Below are 20317 nucleotides of genomic sequence, written 5' to 3'. Positions count from 1 at the left end.
GGGCCGTGTGGGCCGACAATTTTTAATTAAATCTTGAAACTGACAACATATAAGAAAAAATATCAAAAAATACATAATAAATATACTAATAATATGCAAATAGGTTTGGAAGCTGAAGAAGGAAGCAAAAGCGGATGAATATTATATTTTAAAAGCCGCCATGCAAAACTGGCTAATGGTTACATAATAATAGTATGGATATTCCCAATCTTATAGCTAATAAAATCATTTGCAAAGAATATCAGCATTCCTAGATCTGACAAAATATACATTATTTTTAATAAAAATGTGGTATAAATAAAAATGGCGTGCTATAATATTTCAGCACGAGATATACATAATGATGTATATTAAGTCAGGAAAAGAATTGTTGTAATATTTGCTAATTACATGGAGGATCAAGATGACGAAGAAATTAACAACGATAGCAATAACTAGCGCTGCTGCCATTTTACTGGGTGTAACCTTAAGCTCAGTACCGGTCCAAGCAGCTGATAATAATGAAAAAACAGTGACCAACGCTCAGCAACTAGCACAACAGAAATCTTTCGATGAAGTTAGTGATGAAGATGGCCAAGCAAAATTAGTCGCGCATCCTTCCGAGATGTTAGCAGAACGCTATAGTTGGAATTACTGGTCACCAACCGAGAATTTGGATGAAGTTACCGATGAAAATGGCAATGATGTTGATTTCGAAGATGTGACTGTAATTGGTACAGTTGACACGAATAAAGCGGGCGTTTACCCGATCACTTATCAGTATGGCAAGCTCAGTGTGACGATTGAAGTAACCATGCTTGAAAACACCGCTACTTTAATTGTGCCTGACCAAACGGTAATGGTTGGCGATGAATGGGATCCATTTGAAGAAGTTGAGGGCGTTAACCTTTGGGGCGGCGAGCTCACTAGAGATAAGTTATATGTAACTGGTTATTATGACTTGAACACGCCTGGTGTGTATGAGTTGGAATATCAAAGTGATCATCGAACAACCACGATGAAATTAACTGTCTTAGCTAAAGATGATGGTAACGGTGATGATGGCAGTACTAATGGCGGGGGCAACGAACCTGGTGATGTTGGTGATCCCAACGATTCAGATGGTAACGAGGAGCCGAGTGATGGTGATGATCAATCAGATTCTAACGAGACTGATGATCAAACCACTACTGAGCCAGGTACTGGTAATGATACTGATTCTGATCAGGGACAAACATCACCAGATTTGGGTGGCGCCAATCAAAACGGGGTTAATGATGGTGACAACCAAAGCACCTTAACTAAACCAACGGCGCCAAGCCAACCAACTACAAATAATCAAGCAACTGCCAATTCGGCACCAGCTGTTGCCAAAGATGATCAGCCAGTAAACCAAAAAGCGCCACTATCAACGGAAGATCAGGCCAAAGCGGCCGTAACTTTGCCGAAAACTGGTGAGCGACGCCAAGGTTATGGTGCGACTATTTTAGGATTAGCTATTTTGACGCTAAGTAGCTTAGCAGTGTTAGTAGTGAAATATCGTCGCCGGCGCAACTAAATCTGATTTTTGTAGAATAGGTTAATAGCTACTTGCAAAAAAGTAGCTCGTACCATTTCGCGTGAAAAAAGAACGTCTGAGACAGCAGCCATTTAAACAAAATAAGGCCGAACTTTGGTTGCTACAACGTGTTCACAAAAGGCAATCGATGCCGCTTAACGCCAAAAATACCGAACAATTCTATTGCAGAATTGTTCGGTATTTTACGTTAATGCCCGGCGCCTACCTTTTGGGACCTCCGAGTTTTATTGATAATAGTTGCTGCAACTGGCCAATAACTTATTTAATTAAGGTTGCTGTTAGCACACAGGCCAAACTTAACAGCCAAAAGAGCCATTGGGGCCATTGATGGCGAAACTTTCTCTGAAAACCTAAAATCAAAAATACCAGACATAAGATAATCAGAGCAATTAATAGGATTGATTTCATGGGGTGAGCTCCTCTGATGATAGCCAAAATAATGGCTTGCTATAATGGATTACTGTAGTTAAATTATAACGTAGCAGTGCATTGGGAGCAATTAAAGCAAAGCAGTTTTTGGCTGATTAGTTCAGCTGCAACAATCAACAAGCGGGCACAGTTTTGGCTAGTAGGTTATGGCTAAGATATTGATTGCTTTTCGCTTTAGAAAGCGTTTTAATAGTAGTTGAACAATTACTTTTTGGAGGTCAAACGATGGTTTGGGCGCGGGATGTGAATACGTAGCTAATTTAGGCAATGAATCAAACCGTGATAACTTAAAAACACTGAAACTTCTCAGTTTTTTTCTGTAAAAAGTGTCTAAAAAGTAGCTAATCATGATAAGATTCAGTTAGGAGTTATTTTAACAATATAAAGGAGCGCAAACATGACTAAATTTGCAAAGTACTTTGATCATACCTTATTGAAACCTGAAGCAACTGAGGATCAAGTTCGTCAGGTGATTGCTGAAGCAAAGGAATATGATTTTGCTTCCGTATGTATTAATCCATATTGGGTTCGGTTGACTGCAGAAGAATTAAAGGGTACTGATGTCACGACTTGTACCGTCATCGGTTTCCCTCTGGGTGCGACATCAACAATTTCTAAGGTTGCTGAAGCTGCTCAAGCAATCCAAGATGGTGCCGGTGAAGTCGACATGGTGATTAACATTGGTGAGTTGAAGGCTGGTCATGATGAAGCTGTTCAACAAGATATCGAACATGTAGCTCATACTGCTCATGGTGGTGGCGCACTTTTAAAGGTTATTATTGAGGCATCCTTATTGACTGACGCTGAAAAAGTTCGGGCCTGTGAACTGGCAATGGCTGCTGAGGCTGACTTTGTCAAGACATCGACTGGTTTTTCAACTGGTGGTGCCACACCGCATGATGTTAAAATTATGCGCGACACTGTTGGTGATAAATTAGGAGTCAAAGCTTCAGGTGGTATCCATACTTTAGCAGATGCTGAGGCAGTGATCGCTGCTGGCGCAAGCCGGATTGGTGCTAGTGCATCAGTTGCAATTCTTAAGGAGGCCCAAGCAAATGGCAAAGACTGATTATCAATTTAAACGCGTTTTTGGAATTGTTTTAGACTCGATTGGGATCGGCGAAGCACCAGATGCAAACAAGTTTGGTGACGAAGGTGCCGACACTTTAGGTCATATTGGTGAATACTTCCAAGGTAAGTTCCAAGTACCTAACTTAGTTAAAATCGGTTTAGGTAATATCCGCGAAGACAAACCAATTCTTGGCGCTGAACCAATTGCTCATCCAGAAGGTCATTACGGCAAGATGTTTGAAATCTCTGCTGGTAAAGACAGTATGGATGGTCATTGGGAGATGATGGGACTTCCCGTTACAAAACCATTAGGCTTTTTCCCAAATGGCTTCCCTGAAGAATTGATTAAGAAAATTGAAGATTTCAGTGGGCGTCATGTCATTGTTAATAAGCCTTACAGCGGCACTGAAATTATTCATGATTATGGCGAAGAACAAATGAAGACCGGCGATTTGATCGTCTATACTTCTGGTGATTCAGTGCTGCAAATTGCGGCACATACTGATATCATTCCTTTGAAGGAACTTTACAAGATTTGTGAATACGCACGTTCAATTACGATTGATGAATATCATGTTGGTCGGATTATTGCTCGTCCTTACAGTGGCCCGGATAAAGATCATTTCGTTCGTTCAAGCGATCGTCATGACTACACTTTGGAACCAACTGAAGACACTGACTTGGACCGCTTGAACAAGGCTGGTCTGGATGTACTTGCTGTTGGTAAAATCAATGATATCTTCTCTGGTCGCGGTGTTACTAAGGGTTGGCATACAACTAGCAACATGGATGGCATGGACAAAACCATTGCCGCTGCTGACGAAGATTTTACGGGCTTCTGCTTTACTAACTTAGTGGACTTCGATGCCATGTATGGTCACCGTCGTAATCCTCAAGGGGATGGCGATGCTTTAATGGCCTTTGACAAACGTTTAGGTGAGTTATTACCTAAGTTGCATGATGATGATTTACTCTTCATTACGGCTGATCATGGGAATGATCCTTGCTTCAAAGGAACTGACCATACGCGTGAATACGTGCCATTGATTTGCTACTCACCATCATTTGCTCAAGGTGGCAGTCTGGGTATTCATAGCCCATTCTCTGATCTTGGGGCCACTGTTTTGGATAATTTCAAAGTTGCTGGTAATGGTGTTGGCAAGAGTTTCTTAGCCGACTTGAAATAGACGGAGGTTAATATGAGTACACATATTGGTGCTGCTAAAGGTGAAATCGCTGAAAAAGTATTACTTCCAGGTGATCCTTTACGCGCAAAGTATATTGCTGAGAATTTCTTGACAGATATTCATTTGTATAACGAAATTCGGAATGCTTTCGGTTATACTGGCCTCTACAAAGGCGAGAAAGTTTCGATTCAATCAAGCGGGATGGGCATTCCCTCAATTTCAATCTATGTGAATGAATTGATCCAATCCTACGATGTCCAAACTTTGATTCGGGTTGGGACTGCTGGTGGCTTAGGCGCCAATGTTAAAATTCGAGATGTGGTTTTAGGCCAGGCTGCTTCAACTGATTCATCAATTGTGACCAATACTTTTGGCCCTGGAATCAATTTCGCACCGGTGGCTGACTATGGCTTGCTATCACGAGCTGCCGAATTAGCCGAAGCTGATAAAATCAATTATCATGTTGGGAATGTTTTAGGTGAAGATCGTTTCTACAACGACGAAATTGATATGAAGAAGTTAATTGATTATGGTGTACTGGCAACTGAAATGGAAACACCGGCGCTATATCTATTAGCTGCTAAGTACAAACGGCGGGCATTGTCGATTCTGACCATCAGCAACCATTTGGTAACTGGTGAAGAAACTACTGCTGAAGAGCGGCAAACGTCATTTAACGACATGATTAATTTGGCTTTGCAAGTTTAACTCATCAGCTAGATTTGCCCACTAGTGGTTAAAAAACAGATAGTGTTAAATTAAAATACTGCATTGACAACTTTTTGAAGTGAAGTCAGTGCAGTATTTTTTTATTGGCTTCAAGAATTTGTGAGTCGCTCCTAGTTTAGTAACAGCAGGAACCAGCAATTAAATCTAGTGCCAAGACTTCCCCGATTAGGAGTTGGTGGTGGCTGGGCGATTTTATGGGCGTGGAACATGGTGGGCATTGATTTGAGCTTATTGCTGCGCAACAATCTCAAATACAAGCCTTATTCTAAGCAATAAATTGCTAAGAATAATTTCACCATTGACGCCAATCGCCCAGCCACCACCTGTGTAAACTAACGGAACTGATTACCACTCTTTGGAGAAGCAGATTGAAGTGACTTACTAATCTGAGTGACAAGCTTTATGAAGTTGAAGGAATCAGAGTGTTACAGAATTGGAGATTGATTATCAATTAGACTATTTTGGTTTTACTATTCTGACTTAACATCAGTCTAACTGAATTGAGTTGTTCTACTACAATTGTCTTAATCACTAACAACAGTAAAGTGCACCACCTCAACGCCAGACGGAATGGAGGGCGTGGTTGTCAGCCGCGAAATTATTAGAGTGTGAGGAGCAGCGGGCTTTCGGCGTAGAGTAACTGCAAATAATTGCTTGAGCTGGTGTAACCAGATCGAGTGATTATTTCAGTTAATCATAGCCGGTTGCTGCTTCGAACACGTTTGGTGTTTTAGCACTTACGAGAAGACCTGTATTTGAGACTTTCGCAGAAAGGCTCAAATCAGTGTCGGCCGCGTTCCACAACCAGCAAGCCCGCAATGAAGTCAGACACAATTCGGCTTCAAAACTTCACCAGGGTTTTGGCTGTTTTGAACTTATAACTGGCATCAGTGCCGGCAGCATCCGCGAAGCATCAGGTACATCATTTAGTGAACTAAAGGGGAATATAGTTGAAAAGATTCACTGAATCGGTGTTTAATGGATGTAGGAGGTAATATCATATGCAATTTGAAAAATTAAGTAATGGTGTTTCAATTCCCATGTTGGGTTTTGGCACTTATCGCATCAAACCATCAGAAGTCGCTGACGCTGTTGCAGAGGCCTTAGCAGATGGCTACCGTCATTTTGACTGTGCCCATATTTACGGCAACGAAGTCGAAGTCGGTGAGGCTTTTAAGAAGTCGGGCATTAAGCGCGAGGATTTGTTTGTAACGTCAAAAGTTTGGAATGCTGATCAAGGCTACGAGAGCACTTTGGCTGCTTTTGACCAAACTTTAAAAGATTTGCAATTAGATTATTTGGATTTATATTTAATCCATTGGCCTAATGAAGAAAATTTCCAATTAACGTTGGATACTTGGCGGGCCCTTGAAAAGATTTATGCTGATGGTAAAGCTAAGGCAATCGGTGTTTCCAACTTCTCAGAGCAGCAATTAAAAGAAGTCTTCGCCATGGCCACAGTGAAACCAATGGTCAACCAAATCGAACGCCATCCATACAAGACGCAAGTTGAGTTAGGCAAATTTGACCAAGAGAATGGGATTGTTAATGAAGGCTATTCACCAATTGGTCACGGCCATTTGATTCTGGAAGATGAAACCATCAATCAAATTGCGAAAGCTCATGGTAAAACGCCTGCGCAAGTCGTTTTACGTTGGCAAGTGGATACTGGCTTTGTGATTTTCCCGAAATCATCAAATAGCGCTCACGTGAAAGCCAACTTTGATATTTTCGACTTCAATTTAACCGCCGACGAAATTAAAGCGATTGATGCTTTGGACCAGGACAAACATCTTAATTACGATAAGTAGTTTGATCAAGTTCGACAATGAAAAAATAGTGTTCCATCCTTTTAACTAAGGAAGGGGATGCTATTTTTTTAAAGTCTATAGCATGCGTTAAAATAAGTCGCTGGTCAAATATTGAATTGTTAATCATGTCAAGATAAGTTTATATGATGGATAATGATTGTAAGTCAAAGGATAACTTCATTGAGGTTATTGAAGGTTTTAGTGATAAGTATTTAAATTTATTCGCAATAGAATACCTTACAAGGTAGTATGATAAGGTATAGATAGGTTAAATAGCTAGAAAGGGTTACAAATTATGGCGACGATGAAAGATGTTGCGAAACTCGCTGAGGTCGGAGTAGGTACTGTTTCGCGTGTGATTAACAACTCAACAGGAGTCAAGCCGGCAACACGTGAGCGCGTTGAAGCGGCGATTAGAGAGTTAGGCTATGTGCGCGATGAATATGCACGTGGTTTAAAAACAAATTCCTCACAGACAGTTGCTTTAATACTGCCGACTATTTGGAATCCTTTTTTTGCGGAGTTTGCATATTTTGTTGAGCAAGCCTTGTATCAGCGCCAATATAAATTATTGTTATGTAATTCTTCAGGTGACTATGAGAAAGAATACCAATATATTCAAATGGTCACGCAAAATAAGGTTGATGGTATTATTGGCATTACTTACAGTGCAATTGATCAGTATGTGTCTTCTAAACTGCCTTTTGTCAGCATTGATCGCTACTTTACCGAAGACATCTCGTACGTAACTTCCGAGAATTTTGCCGGTGGGAAATTAGCAGCACAACAATTATTAGATCATGGTGCGCGACATCTAGCGTACATTAGTGGTTATTCTAAATATAAAAATGAAACTACTCGTCGCCGCGATGGCTTTAATTCCTTGCTGATGCAAAGGGGAATTGAAGCAGATGAAATATTTGTGCCTGAGCCAGTAACAGGCTTACCTAAATTGGTTGATGGCTTATTGAAACGGCGTCCTGATTTAGATGGGATTTTCTGCGTAAATGATTTAATGTTATTACAGGTAAAGGAAATTTTAAATCAGCGGCAAATTTCTGTACCTGATGATATTCAAATGATTGGTTATGATGGCTTTAACTTAACAGATGATCAACCATTGGGTGTGTCAACAATCAAACAGCCCGTGGCTGAAATGGCCCAAGCAGCTGTTAAAATCCTATTCCAAAAGATTAAAAATCCTGATAGTCCTTCAGAAATTGAAGTATTGCCAGTCAGCTATCGTGAGGGCTGGACCACCAAAGCAAAATGAATAATCACACATCGGATTAATAGTTGTGTGATTTTATTTTAGCATTTTTTGGAAACGTTTCTAAAATGTATTGACAGTATCCGCTTACAGTAGTAATCTATAAATGAAATTAGAAACGTTTCCAAAAAAAGGAGGAGCTTTATTATGAAGCATTGGAAATTAAGTCTTTTAGCAGTTACGGTTTTGTCGATAATGGGTTTGTCAGCATGCACTGCGAAATCTGATAGTGGTGCATCTGGTGACAAGAATATTGAAATGTGGGTTCAATATTCCAAAGAAGATCCCGAAGGTAAAGCGATGAAGACCAACATTGCTGAATTTAATAAGACTAATAAACAAGGATATAAAGCGACTGTTCAGTATATTCCTCGTAGTGGTTCTGGCGGTGGATATGAAGATAAAATTAATGCCGCGCTTAATTCTAACAGTTTGCCTGATGTTTTGACCTTAGATGGTCCCAACACGGCTGCTTATGCAGATTCTAAGATTATTCAACCAATTGATAAGTATATTGCGAATAAAGATGATGTGCTGCCAAGTATTATCAACCAAGGTACTTATAAAGGAAAATTATATGCGATTGGCTATTCTGAATCAGGTGTGGGGATATACTACAACAAGCAAATGTTTAAAGAAGCGGGGATTACTGATCAAGAATTACCATCTTTAACTAAAAAATGGACTTGGGATGAGTTCATGGATATTTCCAAGCGACTTAAGAATAAATTCAATGGTCCTGCGATCGACATGCAATTATCAGACCATTCAGAAATGTCATTGTATTCGTTAGCACCCTTCATTTGGTCAGCTGATGGCAGCATTACTAATAAGGCTGGAACGAAATCTGTCGGATACTTTGACTCAGCTAAGACTGCCAGTGCCTTTCAACTAATTCAGAATCTTGTTAAAGATGGCTATACTACCATTAGTCCCAAGGAAAAAGGCTTTCAAACTGGTAAATATGCCATGCTGATGTCAGGCTCTTGGACTATTCAAGAATTAGATAGTCAGTACAAAGATATTGATTATGGGATTTTACCATATCCTGTTTCACCAAAAACAAAGAAATTAGTTTCTCCAACTGGTAGTTGGCAATATGCAATGAGTGCTAGTACGACTAAGACCAAAGCGGCTGGCGCCTTGATTAAGTTCTTATCAGCTAAAAATCAAATGTATCGCACAAGTATGAAGATGACAGTACTACCAGCGAGAAAGTCTGTTTCTAAGATGATGATGAGCAAAGTGACACCAAATATGCAATTCCTGATCAAGCAAAACCAGGTCAGTGGTCATGCTCGCCCAGTTTTGATTAAATATCCTCAAGTTTCACGTACTTTCGCGGAGACTGTTACGAAGGCTACTTACTATAAAGAAAATCCTGATGTTGCAGCGTTATTGAAAAAACAGGCAACTGATATGCAACAATATTTGAAGTAAGCTATCAAGAATCTGGCAATTAGGAGGCAACATCATGCATCGCAATTCATTAACACGTTCCTCGCAAGCGTGGTTATACATCTTTCCGGCGTTGCTAATTTTGACATTATTCCTATTTATTCCAGCCTTAATGTCAATTTACTATTCTTTTACTAATTTTAATATGCTTTCACCACAGACTCGTGTCTTTAACGGCCTAACAAACTATATCACTCTTCTTAAAGATCCAATTTTTGGTAGAAGTTTACGTAATATTGGTCAGTTTGTCATTTTTATTATGCCGTTACAAGTTGGTACTGCACTGGGTTTGGCATTAATTGTTAATAAAAAGCGTGCTGGCAATACTTTTTTCAAGATTTCATTTTTTGCTCCAGTAGTTGTCTCACTAGCAGTAACGTCAGTGCTTTGGTTGTATATTTTAAATCCCGAGCAAGGTTTATTGAATGGGGTTTTAAGCCATTTTGGTATTTCAGCACAACCATTTTTAACTAGTCCGAAACAGGCAATGTTTGCAATTATTGGTATTTCCACTTGGCAGGGTGCTGGGTATCAAATGCTGATTTTCTTAGCCGGATTACAGAATATTCCGACAGATGTTTATGAAGCGGCAGAATTAGATGGTGCTAATGCTTGGGAAAGATTCATTCATATTACTTTGCCAATGTTAAAACCAACTTCTGTCATGATTTTGACAACTACATTTATTGATGCTTTTAAACTAATTATTCAACCAATGGTAATGACTCAAGGTGGACCTATGAATTCAACGATTACCCCAGTTTACTATATTTATCGGACTGGTTTTACTGATCGTCAATTAGGCTATGCCAGTGCGATGAGTGTTATTTATGGCGCAGCAATTATTATATTCACGATTGTTCAACGGCGGATTACAGGAGATGATAATAATGTCAAATAGTCATAAAGCTAAAATTGCAAAAACAATCATTAGTACTATTTTGATTACTTTATTAGCATTATTGTTCCTGTTTCCGTTAGTCTGGATGATTGCTTCATCAATGAAATCTGAATCAGCGATTTATCATGATCTTAGCAGTTATCGCGCTTTTCTGCCGGCCTTTGATATTAATCAATGGGGGAAAGCATACAGTAGCTTACTAGCTCGTTTCAATGTCTTTATTTATATTTTAAACAGTTTATTTTATGGCTTATCAGTTACGGCTGGCTCTGTTATTGTCAACTCATTAGCAGGCTATGGCTTCTCCAAGTTCCGTTTCAAAGGGCGCCGTTTTCTATTTGGCCTATTGTTAGCGATGCTGGTTATTCCTGGTGAAACGATTATTATTCAGAAATTCCAAATTGCTCGTGGGTTAGGTATGCTAAACACACCATTTGCTGTAATTGTGCCAGCTTTGGCGGGACCATTTAATATTTATATGTTTAAGAATTTCTTTGATGCCATCTCCAATGACATTATTGAATCGGCACAACTTGAGGGTGCGGGGATGTTCCGAATCTATTGGCAAATTATGTTACCAATGGCGAAACCAGCCGTTGCCACAGTCGGCACACTTTCGTTTATTGGTAGTTGGAATGATTATATTTGGCCTTTGATGGTTTTAACCGACTCAAGCAAGTTTCCGTTGCAAGTCGCGATTACTAATATTAACAATTCACAACCAGTTTATATGAATCAAGTAATGGCAATTCTGACCATTTCGACGATTCCATTAATTCTTGTGTACATCTTTTTCCAGAAGTATCTGGTTCAAGGTATGGGCGCATCAGGTACGGGGGAAAAATAATGACTTTAACTAAAGCAGCAGCAAATCGGTTTATTAAAGATAATCAAGCAACAGTTTCACAAAAATTTCGGCCACAAGTTCATTTTGCCGCGCCAATTGGCTGGATCAATGATCCTAATGGCTTAGTTTACTTCCAAGGGTACTATCACTTGTTTTATCAATACAATCCCTATCAGGCAACTTGGGATACCATGCACTGGGGCCACGCTAGAAGTAAGGATTTATCTGTTTGGGAAGACTTGCCCGTTGCCTTGGCACCAGATCAGGAATATGACCGCGACGGTGTGTTTTCTGGCTCAGCCTTGGTGGTGGCTGATCGGTTATATCTAATGTATACCGGCCACATTATTCATGATGATGGCACGATTACTGAAAACCAAAATATTGCGTATTCTGATGATGGTCTTCATTTTGAAAAGTATGCCAATAATCCAGTGTTAGCCGCCAAGGATTTACCTACAGGAGCTTCGACCAAGGACTTTCGTGATCCTAAGTTAGTCCACCATGGTAACAAATTCTATGCCGTGATTGCTTCATCATATCGCAACGAAACTGGCCAGATACTATTGTTTGAATCAAAAGACCTGTTACATTGGCAGTTTAAATCAGTGGTGCTGGATCACTTGCAGGAGTTAGGTATGATTGCTGAGTGTCCTGACTTGTTTTCATTTGAAAATAAAGATGCCATGATATTTAGTGCTATTGGCCATCAGGATGATACGCATGAAGTCAAGATTGCTCTGGGCGAGATGGACTGGGATAAGGGTGTTTTCTATCCTCAAAGAATTCAAACCTTAGACCAAGGGGCTGATTTTTATGCACCTCAAACGTTTGAACATCAGGGCCGACGCGTGTTGATCTCCTGGCTACGTCATGCTAGTGCAACTAATTATTTAGCCGACCGACAACAAAAATGGAATGGTCAAATGGGGACGCCACGGTTATTAACAATTGATGAAAAGGGGGACCTTAATCAAACACCGGTACTTCCAGCGGGCGTTCAACAAGAATTATTATTAGCAGAGAAAGAAGCAGTGACGTTACCGACTGCTTGTGCAATTAGTTTAGTACAATCCCTGAAATTTAAACGTCCAATAACGCTAGCAGGTAATGACGGACAAATTATTTTGCAACGGACTAGTGCCTATGAATACGAACTGCTAGTCCAGTCAAGTACTGAACAACGCAAAGTTCAGATAATTGCTGATAGTCAGCAAAAAGTGACACTGATTCTTGATCGTTCATCAGTTGAGGTTTTTGTTGGTGAGAGCACTGTAGCTAGTTTAGTTTATTTCTTTGAAAGTGGTATTAAAAGTCTAACCTCAGCAGAGAATAATCTCAAAGTAGATTTAATCACGTTCAGTAAATTATAGGAGATGTCTTTGATGATAGGTGGTATTGAAGCCGGCGGTACGAAATTTGTATTAGCCGTCGCAGAAAATGATGGTAAAATTATTACCCGTAAAAAGATTCCGACTGGAGATCCGGAAGCAGTCATTACTGATGTGATCAGTTTCTTCAAGCAGTTTCCAATTCAGTCTTTGGCGATTGGCTCTTTTGGGCCGATTGGTGTCGATCCACGACGGGATGACTATGGTAGTATTAAAAATACACCCAAAAAAGGTTGGGCTAACTTTCGTTTTCTAGATTTAATTAAAAAAGCTTTCCCCAATTTGCCGGTAGTTTGGACAACTGATGTTAATGTGGCCGCATATGGTGAATTAACTTTAGGTGCTGGTCGTGGTGTTAATGACTTAGCCTACCTCACTGTTGGAACGGGTGTCGGTGCTGGTATTATTTATCAGCAGAAGCTTTATACTGGTTATAATCATGCTGAATTAGGGCATTTACTGATGCAACCGCGGGCAAAGGATCAATTTCTGGGCAACTGCCCCTATCATGGTCGTTGCTTGGAAGGCATGGCTTCAGGACTAGCTTTAGAGAAAAGAATTGGTCACTCAGCGAAGTTGCTAGAGAAAGATGATGCTGTTTGGCGGACCGAAGCCTTTTATTTAGCGCAGGCTTGTGTTGATTTAACAGTTAGTTTTGCGCCGGAAAAGATTATTTTTGGCGGTGGTGTTTCAAACCAGGAACAATTATTCCCACTAATTCGTGAGTCATTCACTGAACAATTGGCTAACTATGTTGATACACCACCAGTTGATCAGTACATTGTGCATGCTCTGCTTGGTGATGACGCCGGAATAGTTGGGGCACTCAAACTTGCTAGTGAAAAACTAACTGACCAAGTAACTGCGTTGTAATGAAAAAATAAAAATTGTCGGCAGATATTTTATAATCGTTATCTGAAACAAATTCGTTAAAATTAAATAAAACTCTGGGACATAAGTCTATTTCCAAAAAATAATACGAACTTTCGTTGCTGAAACGTGTTCTCAAAAAGCAACCGGTTCCGCTTAACGCAAAAATGCCGAACAATTCGTTAGAATTGCTCGGCATTTTACGTTAATGCTCACCGGCTGACCGCCTTTTGGCACACTCTTGTTTTTGTCTACACAATCAATCCACTGATAAATCCAGTACGCCCGTCAACTGCTTACGAGTTTGGTCTGTCAGGTGGTGGGTAATCATTACTAGGGTTAGGTCGGGATCTTGGAGGAGGCGACTTTCGATTTGTTGAGCGCTTTGTTCGTCAAGACCAGCCGTCACTTCATCGAGGAAAATGATTGGTTTACGGTGGACTAAAGCACGAGCGAGCGCGATTCGTTGACGTTGACCACCGGATAGATTTTGACCATGACCGATAATTTTAGTGTCGAGGGTCATGAAGGTATCAATTTGCAAATCGTGACAAATTTGACTAAGGGTAGTTGTGCTGACATGTGCGCCCAACTCTAGATTGTCACGTAAAGTCGTGTTAAATAAATAGGGTTTCTGCTCAACGTATTCGATTTCCGAGGCACAATCATTAACGATCTGTTTATCTAGTATGATTTCACCTTGGTAGCCAGTTAATTGACCAGAAATTAAATTAAGTAAGGTGCTTTTGCCAACGCCACTTTTACCAATTAAGGCGTATTTACCATTTTTATTAAAAATATAATCGATTTGCTTTAGCACAGGCTTATTTTCATATGAAAAACTTAAATCATGAAGTTTAAGTTGTTTGTTAAAGCTGTGTGGCACAGTTTCAGTAGTTGCTTGTTTAACTAAATCGATATTTAGAATTGTTTGGACTGATCGCATTGTAAATAAATTCGTTGTTATTTTCGAAAGATTGGAGAATAAGAGCCCGCTTAGATTTGCTGCGGTACCGACGACCCCGACATTGACTAATTTGTTAAAAATCAGGAACGCCGTCCAACCAGTGGTGAAGATTTGCGAGAAAATACTTAAAGTACCAATGCCATCAGAAACAGCCTCGATTTTTTTAGTATAGGTGACGTTGGTCTGACCAAGTTTATCGGAAGCTTGTATGATGCGCTGGCGAAAAGTTATGGTTTGTTGATGATTTTTAAAAACAGTAAAGCCACCAATTAAATCATTGATTTGACTCATAAATTGACTATTGGCATTTTTCAATTGTAAGGCAGCATGATCCATTATTTTATTAAATAATTTTGGAACATACATTAAAATGATACTAAAGAAAATAGCTACTAAGGCCAAACTGTAATGGTAAAAAAGCAAGGCACCAATTGCAAAAGCAGCAGTTAGCACGCTATTAAGTAACTGATAAAAACTCTTAAAACCATTCTCTTCAATCGTTTTGACATCATTATTTAACCAAGATATATATTGGTTACTATCAGTTTGATTGAAGGCGGCAATACTATAAGTGTTGATTGTACTGGCAAAATCTGCCCGCAATGCATTATTCATTAATCGAATGATTTTAGTCTCGTAGACAGTTAAGATGTAATCGTTGAGAATAGTTAGTAACCAAATCCCTAAACTAATACCGCACCATTGAATAATGCCAGCTAAATCACGACGAACCAGTGCATCAATGATTGGTGCCAGAGACATGGCACTTAGGATTTGTAGGGCTGATAGGGCAATCTGTAGCATAATAATCACTAATTGTTGTCGTTTGAATCTTAATAAATATTGTTTCATGATGACTCCTCACTTTCAAAATGACTTGCTTAATTTATTGGTAAGTATAGAATCAAACTTAATTAAACAAATAAAACATTTCATATTTGAAAGTTTGGTGGTTGCAGATGGCACATCTGGGTCAAACAATTGCCGATTTACGGCAGGAACGTAATTTATCACAAGCAGAACTAGCAGCCGATATTTTATCACCGGCGCAATTATCTAAGGCTGAACATGGGTTGACTGATTTGTCAGGGACAAAACTGGTGATGTTACTGGGACGGCTACATATTACACCGCGTGAGTTCTTCTCATTGGCCGAGATTCAAACCGCTTCAGAAACTATTGAAGAGCAATTGATTAGTGATACTTATACGTCTCTGGTTAAAAATGATCAGCAATTGGGCCGACAAGTTATTCGACAGGCGGAAATTTTTGATCAACAGGCATAGACAAAGTTTTCCCATTTAAGTTTAATTATGGCACGGGCTCAGATTGGCCAACTTTTTGAACAAAAGCTATCAACTGCCGATGTACACTACATGACGGATTATCTTTTCTCAGTGGAACATTGGTCACGCTATGAATTAGTCCTATTTATGAGCACGACCTCTGCTTTAAGTTTAGCAGTTGTTGACCAGTTAGCTCGTGAAGTCAGTCACCGTTCAAAACAATACCAAGCACTTAATTTGGATTTGGTCACTAACTTGTTGTTTAATACCGAAATGACTTTTATCGAGGCACGATTGCCAACAAAAGCGAAATTTTTTGCTGCCGCGTTAAAGGCATTGACGCCAGGCGATGACCACATGGGTGCTCATTTTTTAATTACTTTTGGTCGAATAAGCTATCAATATTGTTTTGAAGATCGTTACCAAGCAACTTTGCAGATTAAAAAGTTACTCCAGGCATTAAAAATACTGCACATGAATGATTACTATCAGTTTTTTGATCGTAGTTTTAAGGAATTTCAGCAGCAATATTGTTGAATAAGTCGGTTGAATATAATCGAGGTAAAACTATTCGGCTGGAGCAAAGATTTCGCTGAGAGGCGGTATTAAAATGACACATATTGGTCAAACAATTGCCGATTTACGGCAGGAACGTAATTTGTCGCAAGCGGAACTAGCGGTCGATATTTTATCGTCGGCGCAGTTATCCAAAGCTGAGCGTGGCTTAACTGATTTATCAGGAACTAAATTAGTGATGTTACTGGGGCGCTTGCATATTACGCCGCGTGAGTTTTTTCGTTAGCTGAAATCAAAACGGATCAGGAACGGGAAGAAGATAAAATTCTAGTTGAAGTTATTCAAGCGATGTTTAAGCAAGACTGGGAGTTAGCACAACAAGTACTCCATCATACCGAAAAATACAATGATTACTACCAAAGTGAATTTTCAAGGTTACTGCTAATTTTAGTGCGGGCCCAGGTATTACAGCTGAATCAGCAACAATTGAGTTCGTCTGATCGGCAATATTTAATTGATTATTTGTTTTCAGTGGAACACTGGTCACGTTATGAATTGGTATTGTTTATGACTACGATTGATTCTCTTGGTCGGGTGACGGCCAATATTTTAGCTCATGAATTGGTCAAGCGTGCTGGTCAGTAACAGGAGCTGAATTTTGATTTTTTGGTTAACGCGCTTTACAACGTTTTATTAATTAATTTGGGAATTAGTCAAGCAGATTCAAAGTTCTATGTAAAGGCTTTGAATCTGCTTGATTATGGAAGTAGTCGCATGGATGCGCAATTTATGCGGCAGTTTAGCAATGCACTCTATCAGTATTGTTACCAAGATAAAATTGCTGCCAAAACCCGGATTGATGAACTTCTGAAAAATTTAAAGTCATTGCAAATGACTGATTATTATCATGCTTTTAAGAATAATTTTATTGAAGTTGATCAGCAGTTTTATCAGCATTAATCTGAATGATTGAACTTAATTACACATATGTTATACTAAAGGTACAAAAAGAGGCGGTTCGTTACAACCGCTTCTCCACACAGAACCGTTTTAAACGGTGACTGTCTTTGGTTTATTTTGAGTAAAATAACCGCAAACTCGTCAAAGTTTATGAGCGGTTATTTTTTTGACCTAAATTTAATCAAATTTACGTTTCATTAAAATTAGGACACGACAAATCTAAAAATTGGTGCCGATTCACGAACTGCTAGCTGTCTCTGCAGTTAGCCGAGCCAATTTAAACATTTGTCGTGTCTTTAAATTACCATTTGGCAAAATCGTGTTTCTCAACGTCCTTGCGCAAAACAGGTAACCGTTTATTTTTCCCAGATTCTGCTAGTAATTACTACCAGAAAATATTTTTCCAGGAAGCACTCTGGTATACTAGGCTTATTATGTCATTATCCTAGCGGGAGGCTATGTATTATGATTGAAATTAAGAATCTTAGTAAGAATTATGGCGACAAACAGGCGCTGAAAAATTTAAACCTAACAATTAAGTCAGGGGAGATTTTCGGATTTCTAGGTCATAACGGTGCCGGTAAATCGACTACCTTGAAAAGTCTGGTCAGCATTATCGAGCCAACTAGTGGTTCAATTACTGTTGATGGCTTAGATTTAAAAGAACATCGGCAAGAAGTTAAGGAAAAAATAGCTTATGTGCCAGATACACCGGACATTTTTTTACAATTAACAGCTAGCGAGTATTGGGATTTATTGGCGGCAGCTTATCAATTGCCTGAAGCCGACGTGGCTAAACGGCGCCATGATTTAATTGAATTGTTCGACATGGGGGCACATGTTGACGAAACGATGGCCAGTTTTTCTCATGGGATGCGACAAAAGTCTGTTTTAATTGGTGCGCTTTTATCGGATCCTGATGTTTGGATTCTGGATGAGCCACTGCAGGGGTTGGATCCCCAGGCAGCTCATGATTTGAAAGAACTGATGAAGGCTCACGCAGCTAAAGGTAAAACCGTTATTTTCTCAACCCATGTGCTGGATACGGCGCAGCAATTATGTGATGAATTGGCAATTCTGAAAAAAGGTGACTTGATTTATAACGGCTCTGTGACTGACTTGTTGGCCCAACATGACAATCAATCTTTGGAAGAGATCTATTTAGGAATGGCTGGCCGCCAAGATGATGGGCATTTAGTTGACAACATTGAAGGTGACGACCATGAATAAGCAACAATTACGGGCGTTGATGGCCGTTGACTTGCGCTTAGCAAATCCGCAAGTTACTGATCGGTATCGTAAAAAGGGCAAAACCGGCACTGCGCTGACTAAGAAATTAACCAATCAATTTGTCTACAATACAATTATTTTCATCTTCATTTATGGCATGACGATGTTTATGCTCGATTTCAGTAAGATGCCGGGCATGTTCACTTTTTATGTGGGATTGTTCGTTTTACTAGGTATTTCTCAAAGTATTTCCAGTATTTATAATGTTTTTTTCGCTGGTAAAGATTTAGCATCATATTTGCCGTTACCATTCCGTCAAAAAGAAATATTTTTCAGTAAGACCTTAATTGTTTTCCTGAATGTTATTCCCTTTACCTTGCCATTATTGTTACTATTCTTTTTCACAGGCTGGCGCGTTGGTATTTTTATTCCCTTGGCAATTATTTTAGCATTAGTTGTTTTCCTATTGGTAATGTTACTTGTCTTCATGATCTGTTCACTGATTGTTTTCGGCCTGACCAAGACCAAACTATTTAAGCGTCATAAAAACGCGGTTATGAGTGGGCTGATGGCAATTACGATGATCATTGCTGTTGGTGGAATTTTACTGATGAACGGACAAAATAATTATGCTGGCACGGGCGCTAATTTTGACCGGGCACCAATTGCCTTGTTCTTACCGCTTTATCAAATTTTCAAAACGCCATTTTCTTTAGCCAGTGGTGAAGGCTGGTTAGGGTTGATTGCCTTGCTATCCTTGTTCTCGGCATTGTTGAAGTACCAAGTGTTACCGCATTTAAGTGAGCAGTTGACGCAAGTGAATACGACTGAAGTCAACAGCGCCAATTCACGTAAAAATAAACGAATTCGTCGCACTAAGTTGGTGCCGATTTTAGACGCTTATAATTGGCAATTGTTGAAGGAACCGAATTTGTTGTTACAGGTTTTATCTAGTTCAATTATGATGCCGTTAATTTTTATTCTTACTTTTGCTATGAACGGCTCACAGTTCAATTTTGCCAAATTAACGCCTAAATGGTTGGGTGTCTTTTTCGTAGCTGGTTTAGTTTTTTCAGCAATGACTGTTAATCAGACGTCTTTAGCTGGTAATTTGATTTCTTTAGATCGGGAGAACTTTGAATTCATTACGTCATTGCCGATTTCGTTAAAACGCTATTTACAACGAAAATTTCGGTTAGGTTTCTTACTAGAATTGGCAATCAATATTTTGATGTTATTGATTGCGGCGATTGCGTTTAAGTTACCATTAGTTTTATTGGTTGCGTTACTTGCTGGCGTTGCTTGGGGCACCTACTTGATGTGTCTTCATTATTTTCAACGGGATTATCGGTTACGGTTGACTAATTGGACGAGTATCACTCAATTGTTTAACCGTGGTGGTGGCAATTTAGCGTTGATTGCTATGATGTTCAGCAGTATTATTATCGGAGCCATCATCATTACCATTTATTCAATGGCAATCGCCTTTTCCCATTTAGCAATCTTAGCTAATAGTATCGCGGCGATTGTGGTAATCGGTGGTTCAATTTGGGCTTGTTATCATTACCAGAAGAAATTCTGGCATCTATTTGAATAAGCTGGGCTGCTTCAACAGTAGGGTCATAATGTGCTGCTACTTTGGAAAATAAAGTAGTTGCGGTTTATTGATTAATCAGAGTGCGACAAACGGCGATCAGCCGGTGAGCATTAACATAAAATAACGAGTAATTCGCTAGCGAATTGCTCGTTATTTTTGCGTTTCTTATGTAGAAATGCAACCACAAGTTTTACTTGTGGGGGTCAGAGAAGCTTTAGCGAAAAAAACATCCTTTCAGT

Annotated in this window: 18 protein-coding genes and 1 pseudogene; 18 read left to right on the top strand and 1 reads right to left on the bottom strand. The window is 39.4% G+C overall.

Annotated features, from left to right (window positions below; genetic code table 11):
• Nucleotides 1–403: 403 nt before the first annotated feature.
• The 11 genes from EKM81_RS08450 to EKM81_RS08400 all read left to right on the top strand — a co-directional run bounded on the left by EKM81_RS08450 (nt 404) and on the right by EKM81_RS08400 (nt 13525).
• Nucleotides 404–1537 (top strand): bacterial Ig-like domain-containing protein, encoded by a 1134-nt coding sequence (locus EKM81_RS08450; protein WP_125650728.1) that lies wholly within the window; start codon nt 404–406, stop codon nt 1535–1537.
• A gap of 847 nt (nt 1538–2384) precedes the next feature.
• Nucleotides 2385–3056: a deoxyribose-phosphate aldolase gene (gene deoC / locus EKM81_RS08445; RefSeq protein ID WP_125650725.1), complete on the top strand. Its 672-nt coding sequence runs from the start codon at nt 2385–2387 to the stop codon at nt 3054–3056.
• Complete coding sequence (locus tag EKM81_RS08440; RefSeq protein WP_125650724.1) at nt 3043–4245, top strand: phosphopentomutase; 1203 nt, start codon at nt 3043–3045, stop codon at nt 4243–4245. Before deoC ends, EKM81_RS08440 begins: the two co-directional genes overlap by 14 nt.
• Before the next feature lie 12 nt (nt 4246–4257).
• Complete coding sequence (gene deoD, locus EKM81_RS08435; protein ID WP_125650722.1) at nt 4258–4953, top strand: purine-nucleoside phosphorylase; 696 nt, start codon at nt 4258–4260, stop codon at nt 4951–4953.
• 1022 nt (nt 4954–5975) lie between these two features.
• Nucleotides 5976–6785, top strand: a complete 810-nt coding sequence (locus tag EKM81_RS08430; protein WP_125650720.1) for an aldo/keto reductase — start codon at nt 5976–5978, stop codon at nt 6783–6785.
• Nucleotides 6786–7080: 295 nt separating this feature from the next.
• A complete protein-coding gene (locus EKM81_RS08425) occupies nt 7081–8058 on the top strand; it encodes a LacI family DNA-binding transcriptional regulator (protein ID WP_125650718.1) in 978 nt (325 codons plus the stop codon).
• Nucleotides 8059–8202: 144 nt separating this feature from the next.
• Nucleotides 8203–9495 carry an ABC transporter substrate-binding protein gene (locus tag EKM81_RS08420; RefSeq protein ID WP_125650717.1) on the top strand — a complete coding sequence of 431 codons (1293 nt, stop codon included), beginning with the start codon at nt 8203–8205 and terminating at the stop codon, nt 9493–9495.
• Between the two features lie 34 nt (nt 9496–9529).
• Nucleotides 9530–10414, top strand: a complete 885-nt coding sequence (locus EKM81_RS08415; RefSeq protein ID WP_125650715.1) for a carbohydrate ABC transporter permease — start codon at nt 9530–9532, stop codon at nt 10412–10414.
• Nucleotides 10404–11261: a carbohydrate ABC transporter permease gene (locus EKM81_RS08410; protein ID WP_125650713.1), complete on the top strand. Its 858-nt coding sequence runs from the start codon at nt 10404–10406 to the stop codon at nt 11259–11261. Before EKM81_RS08415 ends, EKM81_RS08410 begins: the two co-directional genes overlap by 11 nt.
• A complete protein-coding gene (locus EKM81_RS08405) occupies nt 11261–12634 on the top strand; it encodes a glycoside hydrolase family 32 protein (protein WP_125650711.1) in 1374 nt (457 codons plus the stop codon). The genes EKM81_RS08410 and EKM81_RS08405 overlap by 1 nt, the downstream gene beginning before the upstream one ends.
• Nucleotides 12635–12637: 3 nt before the next feature.
• The gene (locus tag EKM81_RS08400; protein ID WP_125650709.1) at nt 12638–13525 is read left to right on the top strand and encodes an ROK family protein; all 888 of its coding nucleotides are present in this window, start codon (nt 12638–12640) and stop codon (nt 13523–13525) included.
• 256 nt (nt 13526–13781) lie between these two features.
• Here EKM81_RS08400 and EKM81_RS08395 read toward each other — a convergent pair whose 3' ends face one another.
• The gene (locus EKM81_RS08395) at nt 13782–15341 is read right to left on the bottom strand and encodes an ATP-binding cassette domain-containing protein (RefSeq protein WP_125650707.1); all 1560 of its coding nucleotides are present in this window, start codon (nt 15339–15341) and stop codon (nt 13782–13784) included.
• Between the two features lie 107 nt (nt 15342–15448).
• On the opposite strand from EKM81_RS08395, the gene EKM81_RS08390 reads away from it, so the two are divergent.
• The 7 genes and pseudogenes from EKM81_RS08390 (at nt 15449) to EKM81_RS08360 (ending at nt 20078) form a co-directional block, all read left to right on the top strand.
• Nucleotides 15449–15775, top strand: coding sequence for a helix-turn-helix domain-containing protein (locus tag EKM81_RS08390; RefSeq protein ID WP_125650705.1), 327 nt, complete (start codon nt 15449–15451; stop codon nt 15773–15775).
• Between the two features lie 18 nt (nt 15776–15793).
• Nucleotides 15794–16312 (top strand): annotated as a pseudogene (locus EKM81_RS08385) (Rgg family transcriptional regulator); the annotation flags it as partial.
• Nucleotides 16313–16385: 73 nt separating this feature from the next.
• On the top strand, nt 16386–16577 hold the full coding sequence (locus EKM81_RS08380; RefSeq protein WP_125650701.1) for a helix-turn-helix domain-containing protein: 192 nt from the start codon (nt 16386–16388) through the stop codon (nt 16575–16577).
• Nucleotides 16578–16582: 5 nt separating this feature from the next.
• Nucleotides 16583–16936, top strand: coding sequence for an Rgg family transcriptional regulator (locus tag EKM81_RS08375; RefSeq protein WP_225420226.1), 354 nt, complete (start codon nt 16583–16585; stop codon nt 16934–16936).
• Nucleotides 16937–16993: 57 nt separating this feature from the next.
• Nucleotides 16994–17251, top strand: a complete 258-nt coding sequence (locus EKM81_RS08370) for a hypothetical protein (protein WP_164509267.1) — start codon at nt 16994–16996, stop codon at nt 17249–17251.
• 465 nt (nt 17252–17716) lie between these two features.
• Nucleotides 17717–18481 carry an ABC transporter ATP-binding protein gene (locus EKM81_RS08365; protein WP_125650695.1) on the top strand — a complete coding sequence of 255 codons (765 nt, stop codon included), beginning with the start codon at nt 17717–17719 and terminating at the stop codon, nt 18479–18481.
• Nucleotides 18450–20078, top strand: a complete 1629-nt coding sequence (locus tag EKM81_RS08360; protein ID WP_225420225.1) for an ABC transporter — start codon at nt 18450–18452, stop codon at nt 20076–20078. Before EKM81_RS08365 ends, EKM81_RS08360 begins: the two co-directional genes overlap by 32 nt.
• Nucleotides 20079–20317: the final 239 nt, after the last annotated feature.

The sequence above is a fragment of the Lapidilactobacillus gannanensis genome, assembly GCF_003946675.1.
Classification (GTDB): Bacteria; Bacillota; Bacilli; order Lactobacillales; family Lactobacillaceae; genus Lapidilactobacillus; species Lapidilactobacillus gannanensis.
This window is presented reverse-complemented; position numbering and strand designations above follow the sequence as displayed.

What these genes read in the sequence shown, in the direction of transcription:
- deoC (WP_125650725.1), top strand. Translation starts at nt 2,385, where the DNA reads ATGACTAAATTTGCAAAGTACTTTGATCATACCTTATTGAAACCTGAA.
- EKM81_RS08425 (WP_125650718.1), top strand. Translation starts at nt 7,081, where the DNA reads ATGGCGACGATGAAAGATGTTGCGAAACTCGCTGAGGTCGGAGTAGGT.
- EKM81_RS08405 (WP_125650711.1), top strand. Translation starts at nt 11,261, where the DNA reads ATGACTTTAACTAAAGCAGCAGCAAATCGGTTTATTAAAGATAATCAA.
- EKM81_RS08415 (WP_125650715.1), top strand. Translation starts at nt 9,530, where the DNA reads ATGCATCGCAATTCATTAACACGTTCCTCGCAAGCGTGGTTATACATC.
- EKM81_RS08365 (WP_125650695.1), top strand. Translation starts at nt 17,717, where the DNA reads ATGATTGAAATTAAGAATCTTAGTAAGAATTATGGCGACAAACAGGCG.
- EKM81_RS08450 (WP_125650728.1), top strand. Translation starts at nt 404, where the DNA reads ATGACGAAGAAATTAACAACGATAGCAATAACTAGCGCTGCTGCCATT.
- EKM81_RS08380 (WP_125650701.1), top strand. Translation starts at nt 16,386, where the DNA reads ATGACACATATTGGTCAAACAATTGCCGATTTACGGCAGGAACGTAAT.
- deoD (WP_125650722.1), top strand. Translation starts at nt 4,258, where the DNA reads ATGAGTACACATATTGGTGCTGCTAAAGGTGAAATCGCTGAAAAAGTA.
- EKM81_RS08400 (WP_125650709.1), top strand. Translation starts at nt 12,638, where the DNA reads ATGTCTTTGATGATAGGTGGTATTGAAGCCGGCGGTACGAAATTTGTA.
- EKM81_RS08440 (WP_125650724.1), top strand. Translation starts at nt 3,043, where the DNA reads ATGGCAAAGACTGATTATCAATTTAAACGCGTTTTTGGAATTGTTTTA.
- EKM81_RS08395 (WP_125650707.1), bottom strand. Translation starts at nt 15,341, where the DNA reads ATGAAACAATATTTATTAAGATTCAAACGACAACAATTAGTGATTATT.
- EKM81_RS08390 (WP_125650705.1), top strand. Translation starts at nt 15,449, where the DNA reads ATGGCACATCTGGGTCAAACAATTGCCGATTTACGGCAGGAACGTAAT.
- EKM81_RS08430 (WP_125650720.1), top strand. Translation starts at nt 5,976, where the DNA reads ATGCAATTTGAAAAATTAAGTAATGGTGTTTCAATTCCCATGTTGGGT.
- EKM81_RS08410 (WP_125650713.1), top strand. Translation starts at nt 10,404, where the DNA reads ATGTCAAATAGTCATAAAGCTAAAATTGCAAAAACAATCATTAGTACT.
- EKM81_RS08420 (WP_125650717.1), top strand. Translation starts at nt 8,203, where the DNA reads ATGAAGCATTGGAAATTAAGTCTTTTAGCAGTTACGGTTTTGTCGATA.